The following is a 14,490-nucleotide window of genomic DNA, read 5'->3' on the forward strand; positions in this document are numbered from 1 at the left end:
CGGACGCAGAGTAATGACGCCCGGCCTGACGCTTATGCAATAGCGTTTTCTTCCAGTTGCTGCATGAACTGGCGTACCCAGTCTATACGCGTTTTACGTTCGCTTAAATCCTGAATAAACTTGAGGCGCGTCGGACCATCCAGACGAAAATGCTGCGGTTGTTTTTGCAGCAACCCGATAAGCCAGGCAGGGTCAACGTGGTTTTTCTCGGCGAACTCAATCGTTCCGCCTTTCTCGTTACCCTCCAGTTTTCGGATGCCGAGCTTTTGCGCCTGTTGGCGCAGGCGGGCGATATCCAGCAGATTACGCGCTGGATCGGGCAGCAGGCCGAAGCGATCGATCAATTCCACTTTGATCTCTTCCAGCTCGTTTTCGTTCTTCGCGCTGGCAATGCGTTTATAGAATGACAGTCGGGTATTAACATCCGGAATAAAATCATCCGGCAGTAACGACGGCATTCGCAGCTCGACTTCCGTTTGCTGACTGGTGAGATCTTCCAGCGAGGGTTCGCGGCCTGCTTTCAGCGCATCGACGGCGTTTTCCAGCAGTTCCATGTAGAGTGAGAAGCCGATGGTTTCCATTGAGCCGCTTTGCTCTTCGCCAAGCAGTTCGCCCGCGCCGCGGATCTCCAGATCGTGGGTCGCCAGCGCAAACCCGGCGCCTAAATCCTCCAGCGACGCAATCGCCTCCAGCCGTTTTTGCGCATCGGTGGTCATGGCCTTAGGATGTGGCGTCAATAGCCAGGCGTAGGCCTGGTGGTGCGAGCGCCCTACGCGGCCACGCAACTGGTGCAACTGCGCGAGGCCGAAATGATCCGCGCGTTCAATGATGATCGTGTTAGCGGTGGGAATGTCGATCCCCGTTTCGATAATGGTAGTACACACCAGCACGTTAAAACGTTGATGGTGGAAATCGTTCATGACCCGTTCCAGCTCACGTTCGCGCATCTGCCCGTGGCCTATAGCGATTCGCGCTTCCGGCACCAGTTCCGCCAGCCGCTCTGCGGCTTTCTGAATATTTTCGACGTCATTGTACAAATAGTAAACCTGACCGCCGCGCAGGATTTCACGCAGAATCGCTTCCCTTACTACCAGGCTATCATACTCGCGGACAAAGGTTTTTACCGCCAGACGACGGGCAGGGGGGGTGGCGATAATGGAGAGATCGCGCATACCGCTCATCGCCATATTCAGCGTCCGCGGGATCGGCGTCGCCGTGAGCGTCAGAATATCGACATCGGCGCGCATCGCCTTAATTCGCTCTTTGTGGCGCACGCCGAAACGGTGCTCTTCATCGACAATCAGCAGGCCGAGGTCGCGCAGCTTCACATCGCTTTGTAGCAGTTTATGCGTACCGATCAGAATATCGATCTTACCCTCGGCGGCTTCCGCCAGGATTTGCGTCTGCTCTTTGGCGCTGCGAAAGCGGGACAGCATCTCAATGCGTACCGGCCAGTTGGCGAAACGGTCGCGGAAGTTGTCATAGTGTTGCTGCGCCAGCAGCGTAGTCGGCACCAGTACCGCCACCTGTTTATGGTTTTCCACCGCCAGGAACGCGGCGCGCATCGCCACTTCGGTTTTGCCGAAGCCGACGTCGCCGCACACCAGCCTGTCCATCGCCAGCGGTTGGCACATATCGCTCAATACGGCGTTAATCGCCTGTGCCTGATCGGGCGTCGTTTCAAACGGGAAGCTGTCGCAGAATAACTGATATTGCTCACGATCATGCTTAAAGGCAAAACCCTCTTTTGCCGCCCGTTGCGCATAAATATCCAACAGTTCCGCTGCGACATCGCGCACTTTTTCCGCCGCTTTCTGCCGGGCGCGCGACCAGGCGTCGCCGCCCAGTTTATGCAGCGGCGCACTTTCTTCCGCGCCGCCGGCATAGCGGCTAATCAGATGCAACGAGGAGACCGGCACATACAGTTTGGCGTCATTGGCGTAGGTGAGCATCAGATACTCACCCTTGATGCCGCCAGCCTCCAGCGTGGTCATGCCGGCATAACGCCCGACGCCGTGCTCCAGATGCACTACCGGTTGACCGACGTGGAGCTCCGCCAGGTTACGAATCAACGTATCCGGGTTGATCGTACGACGGGAATCCAGGCGGCGACGTGCAACCCGCTCACCCAAGAGATCGCTTTCACAAATCAGCGCCAGATTGCGTTGGGTGTCGATAAAGCCATGTTCTGCGGCGCCAATCATCAGATAGCGTCCCGCATCCTGCGCCTCGTCCAGGCGTAATATTCGCTTCGGCGCGATTTTTATGCGAGCCAGGAGCTCTCCCAGCGCTTCGCGGCGTCCTTCGCTTTCCACCGAAAAAATCACCGGACCGCTGAAAGATTCGAGGAATTTACGCAGCGCGTCCAGCGGCGCTTTCTGCTGCGCCTGGATAGCCAAATCCGGTAATTTCTGGAAACCAAGATTGGTATTGGCGGCTTTTTCCGGCAGATGGTCGGTTTTAAGCTGGAGGCGAGGCCAGCGTTTAAGCTCGGAAAAGAGCTCATCTACCCGTAGCCAGAGGGCTTCCGGCGGCAAAAGCGGGCGCATAGGATCGACGCCGCGATTTTCAAAACGCGCCAGCGTATCGGCCTGAAAGCGTTCGGCGCTGGTTTCCAGCGAGCCAGTATTCACCACCAGAGTATTGGCGGGGAAATAGCTAAATAATGGCGGTAACGGTTCGCTGAAAAAGAGCGGCTGCCAGTATTCGATCCCGGCGGGCAGGGTGCCTTTGCTGACCTGCTGATAGATGTGCTCGGCGTCGCGTTTTACCTCAAAGGTATCGCGCCACTGGCTACGGAAAAGCTCAATAGCGGCTTTGTCGGTAGGAAATTCGTGCGCGGGCAACAAATTGATGGCCTCGACCTCCTCCAGCGTACGTTGGGTATCCGCGTCAAACAGACGCAGGCTGTCGATTTCATCATCAAAAAAGTCGAGGCGATAAGGTTGTTCGCTGCCCATCGGAAAGAGATCCAACAGCGCGCCGCGCGTCGCGTATTCGCCATGCTCCATCACCTGATCGACATGCCGATAACCGGCGCTGTCAAGCTGCGCGCGCAGAGCGTCGCGGGACAGCCGCTGGCCTTTTTTCATCACCAGCGCATGACCATGCAGATAGCTATGCGGACAAACGCGCTGCATCAGGGTGTTTACCGGTACAATCAAGACGCCGCGCTGCATCGATGGCAACTGGTAGAGCGTGGACAGGCGCGAAGAGATAATTTCCTGATGCGGGGAGAAGCTGTCATACGGTAGCGTTTCCCAGTCCGCTAGGTTCATGACCATCTGATCGGTAAACTGGCGGATTTCATCATGCAATCGCAGAGCATTTTGCATGTCAGGCGCTATGAGTACCACCGGACCGGCATGGCGTTCAGCTATCTCCGCCACCAGCGTAGCGCAGGCGGCACCGGTAAGTTCGCCCAACTGGCGCTGATCGCCCGCTTTTGTCGGCAGCGTGTAACGTTGTTTTTCAGGCATAACGGTTGTCAGTATCTCTTTTTGTTTTACGCCGCACTCTACGCGTCACCCTTCAGGCTGCTTCATGGTTGGCTGCACGCCAGGACAGCATGAAGGACTCAGGTATTCAGGGGCATATGACTGATAAGCAATGTTCTTTATTATCCGCGATCGTTGTTTATTAGCAAATTGAATCCGCCGCATAACACGCCGAACAGGTAAAGTATGAACATGTAAGTGACTTGATTTGTCGGCCTTTTTCAGAATAACGCTGACGAACTCTTACGGTTCAGACATTTACGCATTCCGCTTTCGCTTATATACTCGGGACTTTGCTAACAGCAACCAGACGGATTACATGTATCAACCTGTCGCTCTATTCATCGGCCTGCGTTACATGCGCGGGCGTGCAGCAGATCGCTTCGGTCGCTTCGTTTCTTGGCTTTCCACTATCGGCATTACCCTGGGGGTGATGGCGCTGGTCACGGTATTGTCGGTGATGAACGGTTTTGAGCGCGAACTGCAAAATAACATTCTTGGTTTGATGCCTCAGGCCATCCTCTCTGCTGAACATGGTTCTCTTAACCCGAATCAGATGCCGGAAAAAGCGGTGAATCTGCAAGGCGTTAACCGTATTGCGCCGCTGACGACGGGCGATGTCGTACTGCAAAGCGCGCGTAGCGTTGCGGTTGGCGTGATGTTGGGTATCGATCCGGCGCAAAAAGATCCGTTAACGCCGTATCTGGTCAATGTGAAGCAAAGCGAATTACAGCCGGGTAAGTATAATGTCATCCTCGGCGAGCAGCTAGCCGGACAGTTAGGGGTCAACCGCGGCGATCAGATTCGGCTAATGGTGCCATCTGCCAGCCAGTTTACGCCAATGGGACGTCTGCCCAGCCAGCGTCTGTTTACGGTGATTGGCACATTTGCCGCCAATAGCGAGGTCGATGGCTATGAAATGCTGGTCAATATTCAGGACGCATCGCGTTTAATGCGCTATCCGGCAGGCAATATTACCGGCTGGCGTCTGTGGCTGGATGAACCGCTGCAAGTCGATACCCTCAGCCAACAGACGCTGCCGCAAGGCACTAAGTGGCAGGACTGGCGCGAACGTAAAGGCGAGTTGTTCCAGGCTGTGCGCATGGAAAAGAACATGATGGGATTGTTGCTGAGCCTCATCGTGGCGGTCGCGGCTTTTAACATTATTACTTCGTTGGGTCTGATGGTCATGGAGAAGCAGGGCGAAGTGGCGATTTTACAAACTCAAGGGCTGACGCCGCGACAAATTATGATGGTCTTTATGGTGCAGGGCGCCAGCGCCGGGATTATCGGCGCGCTGTTGGGCGCCGTGCTGGGCGCATTGCTTGCCAGCCAACTGAATAACCTGATGCCGATCATCGGCGCGTTTCTGGATGGCGCTGCGTTGCCCGTGGCGATAGAGCCGTTACAGGTGATCGTTATCGCGCTGGTGGCAATGGCCATCGCGCTGCTTTCTACGCTTTATCCTTCCTGGCGCGCTGCCGCCACTCAACCCGCTGAGGCTTTACGTTATGAATAAGATCCTGTTGCAATGCGACAACCTGTGCAAACGCTATCAGGAAGGCACCGTACAAACCGACGTGTTGCACGATGTCAGCTTCAGTATCGGCGAAGGCGAAATGATGGCGATCGTCGGCAGTTCCGGCTCGGGTAAAAGTACGTTGCTGCATCTGTTAGGCGGGCTGGATACGCCTACCTCTGGCGATGTGATTTTTAGCGGCCAGCCGATGAGCAAACTCTCTTCTGCGGCAAAAGCGGAATTACGTAACCAGAAACTGGGGTTTATCTATCAGTTTCATCATCTCCTGCCGGATTTTACGGCGCTGGAAAACGTGGCGATGCCATTATTGATTGGCAAAAAGAAACCGGCGGAGATTGACGCTCGGGCGCGAGAAATGCTGCACGCCGTAGGGCTGGAGCATCGCGCAACCCATCGACCTTCGGAACTTTCCGGCGGTGAGCGCCAGCGTGTCGCGATAGCGCGCGCGTTGGTGAATAACCCGCGTCTGGTACTGGCGGATGAGCCGACCGGTAATCTGGATGCGCGTAATGCCGACAGTATTTTTGAGCTTCTGGGCGAGTTAAATCGTCTGCAGGGAACCGCGTTTCTGGTGGTGACTCACGATTTGCAACTGGCGAAACGTATGAGCCGCCAGCTTGAGATGCGCGATGGTCGCCTGACGGCGGAACTGAGCCTGATGGGGGCTGAGTAATGGCGTCGCCTTTATCATTATTAATTGGGTTGCGTTTCAGCCGTGGACGGCGGCGCGGCGGTATGGTTTCGCTCATTTCCGTCATTTCTACCATCGGTATCGCGCTGGGCGTGGCGGTGTTGATTGTCGGTTTAAGCGCGATGAACGGTTTCGAACGCGAGTTGAATAACCGTATTCTGGCGGTGGTTCCGCACGGGGAGATTGAAGCGGTCAATCAGCCGTGGACCAACTGGCGTGAAGCGCTGGCAAAAGTGCAGAAGGTGCCGGGCATTGCCGCCGCCGCGCCGTATATCAATTTTACCGGCCTGGTAGAGAGCGGGGCGAATTTGCGCGCCATTCAGGTTAAAGGCGTCGACCCTAAGCAAGAGCAGCAGCTTAGCGCGTTACCGTCATTTGTGCAAAATCACGCCTGGGATCATTTCAAAGCGGGCGAGCAGCAGATCATTATCGGCAAAGGCGTCGCCGATGCGCTGAACGTGAAACAGGGCGACTGGGTGTCCATCATGATCCCCAATGCGAATGCCGACCATAAGCTGCTCCAGCCCAAACGCGTGCGTTTGCATGTCATCGGGATTCTGCAACTGAGCGGCCAGTTCGATCACAGCTTCGCCATGATCCCGCTTGAGGATGCGCAGCAGTATCTGGATATGGGGTCCAGCGTTTCCGGTATCGCGCTTAAAGTCCATGACGTGTTTAATGCGAACAAACTGGTGCGTGACGCGGGTGAGGTGACTAACAGCTATGTCTACATTAAGAGCTGGATCGGCACCTACGGCTATATGTATCGCGATATCCAGATGATTCGCGCCATTATGTATCTGGCGATGATTCTGGTGATCGGCGTGGCCTGTTTTAATATCGTTTCCACCTTAGTGATGGCGGTAAAAGACAAAAGCGGCGACATTGCGGTATTAAGAACGCTGGGGGCGAAAGATGGTTTGATTCGTGCCATTTTCGTCTGGTACGGACTACTGGCGGGCTTGCTGGGCAGTTTGATTGGCGTGGCGATCGGCGTTGTTGTTTCGCTTCAGCTTACCGCCATTATTAATGGGATTGAAAAGGCGATCGGGCATCAGTTTTTGTCCGGCGATATCTATTTTATCGACTTCCTGCCATCCGAATTACATTGGCTGGACGTTGTTTACGTACTGGTCACGGCGTTGTTGTTAAGCTTACTGGCGAGCTGGTATCCGGCGCGGCGGGCGAGCAACATTGACCCTGCGCGAGTATTGAGCGGCCAGTAATCGCGGAATATAAAAACAAGGAGCGGTGATGTATTACGGGTTTGACATTGGCGGAACAAAGATTGCGTTAGGCGTATTTGACTCAACGCGGCGGCTGCAGTGGGAAAAACGGGTTCCCACGCCCCATACCAGCTATAGCGCCTTTTTAGACGCCGTGTGCGAACTGGTCGCGGAAGCCGACCAGCGATTTGGCGTAAAAGGGTCGGTAGGGATTGGCATACCCGGTATGCCGGAAACCGAAGACGGCACGCTGTACGCCGCGAATGTCCCGGCAGCCAGCGGTAAGCCGTTGCGCGCCGATCTCAGCGCCCGACTGGATCGCGATGTGCGTCTGGACAATGACGCTAACTGTTTTGCCTTGTCCGAAGCCTGGGATGATGAATTCACGCAATATCCTTTGGTTATGGGGCTTATCCTCGGCACCGGCGTCGGCGGTGGCCTGGTGCTAAACGGGAAGCCGATTACCGGTCAGAGCTATATCACCGGCGAGTTTGGCCATATGCGTTTGCCGGTTGACGCGCTAACGTTGATGGGGTTTGATTTTCCTCTCCGCCGTTGTGGATGCGGCCAGATGGGCTGCATTGAGAATTATCTGTCCGGGCGCGGGTTTGCGTGGCTATATCAGCATTATTATCATCAATCGCTGCAGGCGCCGGAGATTATCGCGTTGTGGGAGCAGGGCGATGAGCAGGCGCACGCGCATGTTGAGCGCTATCTGGATTTACTGGCGGTTTGTCTGGGGAATATACTGACGATTGTCGATCCCGATTTATTGGTGATCGGCGGCGGACTATCGAACTTTACGGCAATAACAACGCAACTGGCGGAAAGACTGCCGCGCCATCTCCTCCCTGTTGCCCGCGCGCCGCGCATTGAGCGTGCGCGGCATGGGGATGCAGGTGGGATGCGCGGTGCTGCTTTTTTACATCTTACCGACTAATCAAAAAAAGAGGTTGTTATGCAGTCGCGTCGGTTTCATCGATTAAGCCGCTTTCGTAAAAATAAACGTCTGTTGCGTGAACGTCTGCGCCAGCGGATCTTTTTCAGAGACAGAGTGGTGCCGGAAATGATGGAAAACCCAAGAGTATTAGTCCTTACAGGTGCAGGAATTTCTGCAGAGTCTGGTATTCGTACGTTTCGCGCGGCGGATGGCCTTTGGGAAGAGCATCGGGTTGAAGATGTGGCCACGCCGGAAGGATTCGCCCGTAATCCGGGGCTGGTGCAGACATTTTATAATGCCCGCCGTCAGCAGCTTCAACAGCCGGAAATACAACCCAATGCGGCGCATCTGGCGTTAGCGAAGCTTGAAGAAGCGCTTGGCGATCGCTTTTTGCTGGTGACGCAAAACATCGACAATTTGCATGAACGCGCGGGCAATCGCAACATCATTCATATGCATGGCGAGCTGTTGAAGGTGCGTTGTTCGCAAAGTGGCCAGATTCTGGAATGGAACGGTGATGTGATGCCGGAAGATAAATGTCACTGCTGTCAGTTCCCGGCGCCGCTACGTCCGCACGTGGTGTGGTTTGGCGAGATGCCGCTTGGCATGGATGAAATTTATATGGCGCTGTCGATGGCGGATATTTTTATCGCCATTGGCACATCCGGTCATGTCTATCCGGCTGCGGGTTTTGTGCATGAAGCAAAACTGCACGGCGCACATACGGTGGAACTGAATCTTGAGCCAAGCCAGGTCGGCAGCGAGTTTGAAGAGAAGCACTACGGCCCGGCAAGCCAGGTTGTGCCGGAATTTGTTGATAAATTCCTGAAAGGGCTGTAGTGCTGTTTGCCCGGTAACGCCTTATCCGGCCTACATTTCACGTTACGTTCATCTGTAGGCCCGACAGGCGCTTTGGCTGAATTAGCGTCCTGCTTTTAGCTTTTGATAATACTCTTCATAAATGGCGCTGGCGTCGCCGACATCGTTTTGCCACTCGCCTTTGCTGATGGTTTGCGCATCCGGATAGAGCGACTTATCATTGGCGACCTCCGGGCTTAACAGCTTACGCGCCGCCAGGTTGGGGGTAGGGTAGCCGATGGTTTCTGCCACCTCTTTCGCGACGTCAGGACGCAGCAGGAAGTTGATTAGCTTCAGCGCGCCCTCTTTATTTTTCGCGTTCGCCGGAATAGCCAGGCTGTCCATCCAGAAAATACCGCCTTCCTTCGGCCAGACGACCTCCAGCGGCGTGCCAGCCTGACGAGCAACGAAGGCCGAACCGTTCCACACCATCCCCAGGTTGACTTCCCCTTCCATATACGGATTCGCCGGATTATCGGAGTTGAAGGCCGCTACGTTCGGCATCAGTTTTTTCAACTCTTCATATGCCGCTTCGATCTCTTTCGGATCGGTAGTGTTACCGGAATAACCTAGCTTGCGCAGCGCCATCTGGAAGACTTCTCGCGCATCGTCGGTTAAAAGCAGGCTGTTTTTATATTCCGGTTTCCACAAGTCAGCCCAGCTGGTAATGGTTTTTGGATCGATAGCATCGCTGTTCACGCCAATTGCCGTTGCGCCCCAGATATATGGAACGGAATAATCGTTGTTGGGGTCAAACGGTTTGTTGAGCATTTCCGGATCGAGGTTGTGGAAATTGGTTAATTTCGACTTATCGATCTTCTGGATCATGCCTTCTTTGCGCATTTTGTCGACATAGTATGTAGAAGGAACAACCAGGTCATACGCGCCATCTTTATAGGTTTTGAGTTTGGCATACATGGTTTCGTTCGACTCGTAGGTCGAATAAATCACCTTAATGCCAGTCTCTTTAGTGAACTGTTCCAGCAGGCCCGGCGGCACATACTCAGTCCAGTTATAGAAATAGAGCGTGTCGTTGTCGGAGGCATGAGCGGCACTCATACCCAGCGCCAGGGCGCCCGCCGCGAGCAGGTGGCGTGACCATTTTTTCATTTAACGTCCCCTGAATTACGGGCCTTATCGGCCCTTGGTTTTATCACGAGCAATAAGCTGGCTGGCAATGACCATTACCAGAGACAGCACCAATAAAACGGTCGCCAGCGCGTTCACTTCTGGTGAAACGCCGACTTTTACCATGGAATAAATCTTTAAGGGTAAAATTTCATAGCCCGGCCCGGTGACAAACGACGAGACCACGACATCGTCCATCGACAACGTAAAGCTCAGCAACCAGCCCGCCGCCACCGCCGGCATCGCCAGCGGCAGAATGATTTTGCGTAAAATCGTTACCTCACTGGCCCCCAGGTCTTTTGCGGCTTCCAGCATTCTGACATCAAAGCCTTTCAGGCGCGAATAGACCGTGACGACCACAAACGGCAGGCTAAAGGTGATGTGCGAGAACAGCAACGACCAAAAGCCCAGTTGAATGCCGAGTAACATAAACAGCACCAGCAGGGAGATCGCCATCACGATATCCGGCGACATCATTACTACAAACAGCATCCCGCTGACGAATGGCTTCCCGCGAAAGCGGTAGCGATAAAGCGCCACCGCGGTTAACGAGCCAATCAACGTGGCGAAGGTCGCTGAAAAAATCGCCATCGTCAGTGAATGTTGAGCGGCCTGCAACAGACTGTCGTTATTGACCAGTAGTTCGTACCATTTAGTGGTAAAGCCCTGCCAGTTAATGCCGAACCGCGAACTGTTGAAGGAGTTCACGATCAGAATAATGATGGGAATATACAGATACGCATAGATGGCAGTCATGAAACCGCCACGGAGCAGCCGACCGATCATTCAAGTTCCACCTTCTTATTCAGAGGATGGGGTGCTTTTAGAGTATTGAAAATGATCAATTTTTTCTCTTCTCCAAAATCTCTCCAAAACGTCTCGCGGTTATCAGCAGCCAGGAAGAAGCAAGCTGCCGCTTGAAGCCGCGAATTTTACAACAAATTGCCAGACGAGCGGGAAAAAAAGGCCATTTAAATGACTATTCTCATCCGATCCGGTCATATGCGGCATTATTGCGCCAGGCAAGAGGTTACTCTGTAGGCAAACATGGAGTACGTGAGTAAACCCTGAACGTGACGTTTGAGAAAGCGTCGTCTGATTTTATAAAAAACAACATAAACAGCCGCTTTGTTGTTCTGAGCGAACGTGTAGCGTGGTTAACTGTTCTTCCGCCATTTTTTGTATAGCCTGGGGGTCTATTCTAAAAATGGCGTGAAAAACCTGATCAGAGAGGGTTTCGATTATCTCACCTAACATGCTTAGGCTGGCGCTGGGATCCGTTACGAGGAACGCCTGAAACGTCTTATCCGCCAGTAAAACCTCTTCTACCATTTTTTCAATAGGTATGTGGGTATGCGGTGGTGGTATTTCAAGCTGTTTTAAGCCACACATCGTCATTGTTTCTAAAAATGCGTTTTGCTGAGTACTTTCGGATATATTCGCATGCTGTAAAATGCGCGTTGTCTTTTCAATCCCAGACTGAATTTTCGCTGCCAGGTAGGTTACCTTTTCTTGCGTTTTCCACTCATCTAAATTTCCTTTTCTCCATTCAGAATATAAATACCCCTCTATGTTGTCTAATGAAACCGATAATGTCGGCGCGCCAGCAGGATTGAGACATAATGTCGAAGGGAGGGGGTAATCTACGATTTCGCTATATCTTCTATTAATCATGGCCGTCATTTGTGGATGCGGTTTTAAAATATCGGGGCGATCTTTTATTAAAAAATAAGCATTCCCCATGACTTCACAGGTAAAGGCATCGGTATTTTGAGTGATACGTAACAATTCGTTCTCTTCGTTTTGATCCATGATGCGAAGAATAATAGTGTCATCATTTTCATTAGGATTATAAACCTGAAATCTATCTCTTTGTGATGCGCAGGCTAACTCTTTTAACTCAAAAAAAATCTCTGTAAGCCGCTCTCGTGTGGGGGTGCGATCGGCAAACAACATCTCATGTAGACAACTGTCCGCTTTTGCTTTGCCAGTAGAAAAAAAGAAGTCTTTAATTTTTTCCCATAAAACTTTCCACCATGCTTCTTTCGTATTCCTTGGGGAGTTGGTAAGGATTTCACTTTTTAAAAAACCATTCCCTATAGTAATCGGCATATTAATCTCACTTATACTGAAGTAAAAATGACTACATAATTGATTAAATCGGCCCTTTCTATCTCCACTGCGGGCGCATCGGATGTAATATAATTTTTAAAAGAGACTGGCAATCAGTATAAAACCTGAGAGCTTCGCGTATAAACGCATTACTGTCTGTGATAGCGTCGCTACAGGTAAAAATAAAAGAAGGCCTGGCGCGGATGATGCTGTAGATTTGCAATACTGGCGGCAACTGCTTTCATGCGTTTTTTATGCCGGAGGCATGAAGTTTACCCTTGAATAAACTTCATGCCTGAATGCGTGTGGATTTGTTAGCGTTGCGCAATTAATCGCTTATATCACTCACCTTCTTATTCAATAAGCGGGAAGCCCGCCAGTAAATCAACAGCATGAGTCCCATCACAATGGTCAGCGTAATGCTGGTCGCCGCGCCAAACGGCCAGTCGCGAATATTCAGGAACTGTACCTTAATGACGTTACCAATCAGCAGGTTTTTCGCGCCACCCATTAAATCGGAGACGTAGAACAGGCCCATTGCCGGTAGCATCACGAGCAGACAACCGGCGACAATGCCCGGCATGGTTAATGGAATAATGATGCGGATGAACGTTTGCATTTTACTGGCGCCGAGATCGCGTGCGGCCTCCAGTAGTGGTTTGTCGAGCTTCTCAATGCTGGAGTAGAGCGGCATGACCATAAACGGCAGCAAAATGTAAACCAGGCCGATAATAACGGCGCTCGGGGTGAACATGATGCGAATCGGCGTATCAATCACGCCCAGCCACAGCAGGAATTCATTGAGATAGCCTTTAGTGCTCAGGAATATTTTCAGCCCATAGATGCGGATCAGTGAGTTGGTCCAGAAAGGAACGATCAGCAAAAACAGCAATAACGGACGTATCTTTTCCGGTAACTTCGCCAGGAACCAGGCAAAAGGATAGCCCAGCACCAGGCAGGAGAGGGTGGCGATCAGCGCCATATTCAGAGAGTGCAGGAGCACTTCAAAATAGAGCGGATCGAGCAGGCGTGCGTAGTTATCCAGCGTAAAGACCATCTTGACGAAACTGGCGTCGTCACGGGTCAGAAAGCTGGTGCCAATGATCATCAGGTTGGGCAGAAAAACAAACAACACAAGCCAACCGACGATAGTGACAATCACTACATTCTGGAATTTACTTGTGTTCTTCATCAGCCAGTACGACCTCCCAGCTTTCTACCCAACTAATGGCCATTTTTTGGTCAAGTGAATGGTCGAAGTCAGGATCGTCTTCGTTGAAGAATTCGCTGACCATCACCATTTTGCCATTTTCCAGTTCAACCACCGACTCCAGCGTCATACCTTTATAATTGCGCTCGCGCACGTAGCCGATAAGCCCTTCGATGTGGTTATCATCGTTGATCTCTTCGACGCGTAGATCTTCCGGTCGCAGCAGGACGTTCAGTTTTTGGCCTGGTTCGACAGCGAAATTGACGTATATATTGCACTCCCGACCTTCTACGCTGGCGCGGACGCGCTGTTCATCAAGCCGTTCAATGACGGTTGCGTCAAAGCGGTTAATTTCGCCGATAAAACCGGCGACAAACAGGTTTTTTGGCTCTTCATAGATTTCACGCGGCGTGCCGTCTTGCTCAATCACGCCATTACGCATTACCACGATACGATCGGACATGGTGAGCGCTTCTTCCTGATCGTGAGTGACAAAAACAAACGTGATACCGAGTTTACGCTGTAATGCTTTAAGCTCGTTCTGCATTTGTTTGCGCAATTTATAGTCCAGCGCGGAGAGCGATTCATCCAGTAATAACAGGCGAGGTTTATTCACCACCGCGCGGGCGATAGCCACACGCTGCTGCTGTCCGCCGGAAAGCTGGTGCGGTTTACGTTGTGCAAACTCTTCAAGCTGCACCATACGCAGCGCATCGGTCACGCGGGGCGCAATCTCGGCGGCTGGCGTTTTTTGCATCCGTAAGCCAAACGCGACATTTTCAAACACCGTCATATGCGGAAATAAAGCGTAGCTTTGAAATACGGTGTTCACATAACGATTTTCGGCGGGAACGTGGGTGATATCCTGGTTATCCAACATGATATGCCCGGCATCAACGGTTTCCAGGCCGGCAATCAGGCGAAGAACGGTTGTTTTACCGCAGCCGGAAGGGCCAAGCAGCGTGAGGAATTCGCCATTGTTAATGGTCAAATCCAGTTGTGAAATGACCTCTTTGCCATCGAAACTTTTGCTAATTCCCGACAAAAGCACCAGCGGTGAAAGCGAACGCGGTTGTTTATTCAATTTCTTACTCTGTCCCATGTAAACGCAACGGATGGCTGACCGCTGCGGGGTTTGTGGTTAACCACCTTAATCACTCTTAATGAGGGCGGTCATTCTACGGCAAACCACTGTGATCGCCAATCCTTGTTGCGAATTACTGACTTAGCTTTATAGTCAGAAAGCGTGTCAAAGTGAAATATTCTTGTTTGCAGGGATAAAAGTGAC

General features: G+C 52.3%; 11 protein-coding genes. 5 read left to right on the forward strand and 6 right to left on the reverse strand.

Translation table 11 applies throughout. From position 1 onward, the window contains the following. Positions 1–32: 32 nt before the first annotated feature. Positions 33–3,479 (reverse strand): transcription-repair coupling factor, encoded by a 3,447-nt coding sequence (gene mfd / locus NA624_RS00825; protein WP_001114323.1) that lies wholly within the window; start codon positions 3,477–3,479, stop codon positions 33–35. Positions 3,480–3,816: 337 nt separating this feature from the next. Between mfd and lolC the strand changes: the two genes are divergently transcribed. Genes lolC through cobB form a run of 5 tightly spaced genes read left to right on the forward strand, consistent with a single transcriptional unit; the run spans position 3,817 to position 8,734 of the window. Then, on the forward strand, positions 3,817–5,016 hold the full coding sequence (lolC, locus tag NA624_RS00830; protein WP_001549901.1) for a lipoprotein-releasing ABC transporter permease subunit LolC: 1,200 nt from the start codon (positions 3,817–3,819) through the stop codon (positions 5,014–5,016). Next, complete coding sequence (gene lolD / locus NA624_RS00835; RefSeq protein WP_001033714.1) at positions 5,009–5,710, forward strand: lipoprotein-releasing ABC transporter ATP-binding protein LolD; 702 nt, start codon at positions 5,009–5,011, stop codon at positions 5,708–5,710. Before lolC ends, lolD begins: the two co-directional genes overlap by 8 nt. Beyond that, positions 5,710–6,954 carry a lipoprotein-releasing ABC transporter permease subunit LolE gene (gene lolE / locus NA624_RS00840; protein WP_000168087.1) on the forward strand — a complete coding sequence of 415 codons (1,245 nt, stop codon included), beginning with the start codon at positions 5,710–5,712 and terminating at the stop codon, positions 6,952–6,954. The genes lolD and lolE overlap by 1 nt, the downstream gene beginning before the upstream one ends. 28 nt (positions 6,955–6,982) lie before the next feature. Next, positions 6,983–7,894 carry an N-acetylglucosamine kinase gene (nagK, locus tag NA624_RS00845; RefSeq protein WP_000291333.1) on the forward strand — a complete coding sequence of 304 codons (912 nt, stop codon included), beginning with the start codon at positions 6,983–6,985 and terminating at the stop codon, positions 7,892–7,894. Positions 7,895–7,912: 18 nt separating this feature from the next. Beyond that, positions 7,913–8,734 carry a Sir2 family NAD+-dependent deacetylase gene (gene cobB / locus NA624_RS00850; RefSeq protein WP_001191856.1) on the forward strand — a complete coding sequence of 274 codons (822 nt, stop codon included), beginning with the start codon at positions 7,913–7,915 and terminating at the stop codon, positions 8,732–8,734. Positions 8,735–8,815: 81 nt separating this feature from the next. On the opposite strand, the gene potD is transcribed toward cobB, so the two are convergent. The 5 genes from potD to potA form a co-directional block, all read right to left on the reverse strand. Continuing rightward, on the reverse strand, positions 8,816–9,862 hold the full coding sequence (gene potD, locus NA624_RS00855) for a spermidine/putrescine ABC transporter substrate-binding protein PotD (RefSeq protein ID WP_000759329.1): 1,047 nt from the start codon (positions 9,860–9,862) through the stop codon (positions 8,816–8,818). A 24-nt stretch (positions 9,863–9,886) separates the two neighbouring features. Then, complete coding sequence (potC, locus tag NA624_RS00860) at positions 9,887–10,666, reverse strand: spermidine/putrescine ABC transporter permease PotC (protein ID WP_000580299.1); 780 nt, start codon at positions 10,664–10,666, stop codon at positions 9,887–9,889. A 315-nt stretch (positions 10,667–10,981) separates the two neighbouring features. After that, positions 10,982–11,992, reverse strand: coding sequence for an SPI-2 type III secretion system effector SifA (gene sifA / locus NA624_RS00865; protein WP_001552097.1), 1,011 nt, complete (start codon positions 11,990–11,992; stop codon positions 10,982–10,984). 328 nt (positions 11,993–12,320) lie between these two features. Beyond that, the gene (gene potB, locus NA624_RS00870; protein WP_000799391.1) at positions 12,321–13,184 is read right to left on the reverse strand and encodes a spermidine/putrescine ABC transporter permease PotB; all 864 of its coding nucleotides are present in this window, start codon (positions 13,182–13,184) and stop codon (positions 12,321–12,323) included. Further along, on the reverse strand, positions 13,168–14,304 hold the full coding sequence (gene potA, locus NA624_RS00875; protein WP_000531582.1) for a spermidine/putrescine ABC transporter ATP-binding protein PotA: 1,137 nt from the start codon (positions 14,302–14,304) through the stop codon (positions 13,168–13,170). Before potA ends, potB begins: the two co-directional genes overlap by 17 nt. Between the last annotated feature and the right edge of the window lie 186 nt (positions 14,305–14,490).

The sequence above is a fragment of the Salmonella sp. NW38 genome (assembly GCF_051807745.1).
Lineage (GTDB): Bacteria > Pseudomonadota > Gammaproteobacteria > Enterobacterales > Enterobacteriaceae > Salmonella > Salmonella enterica.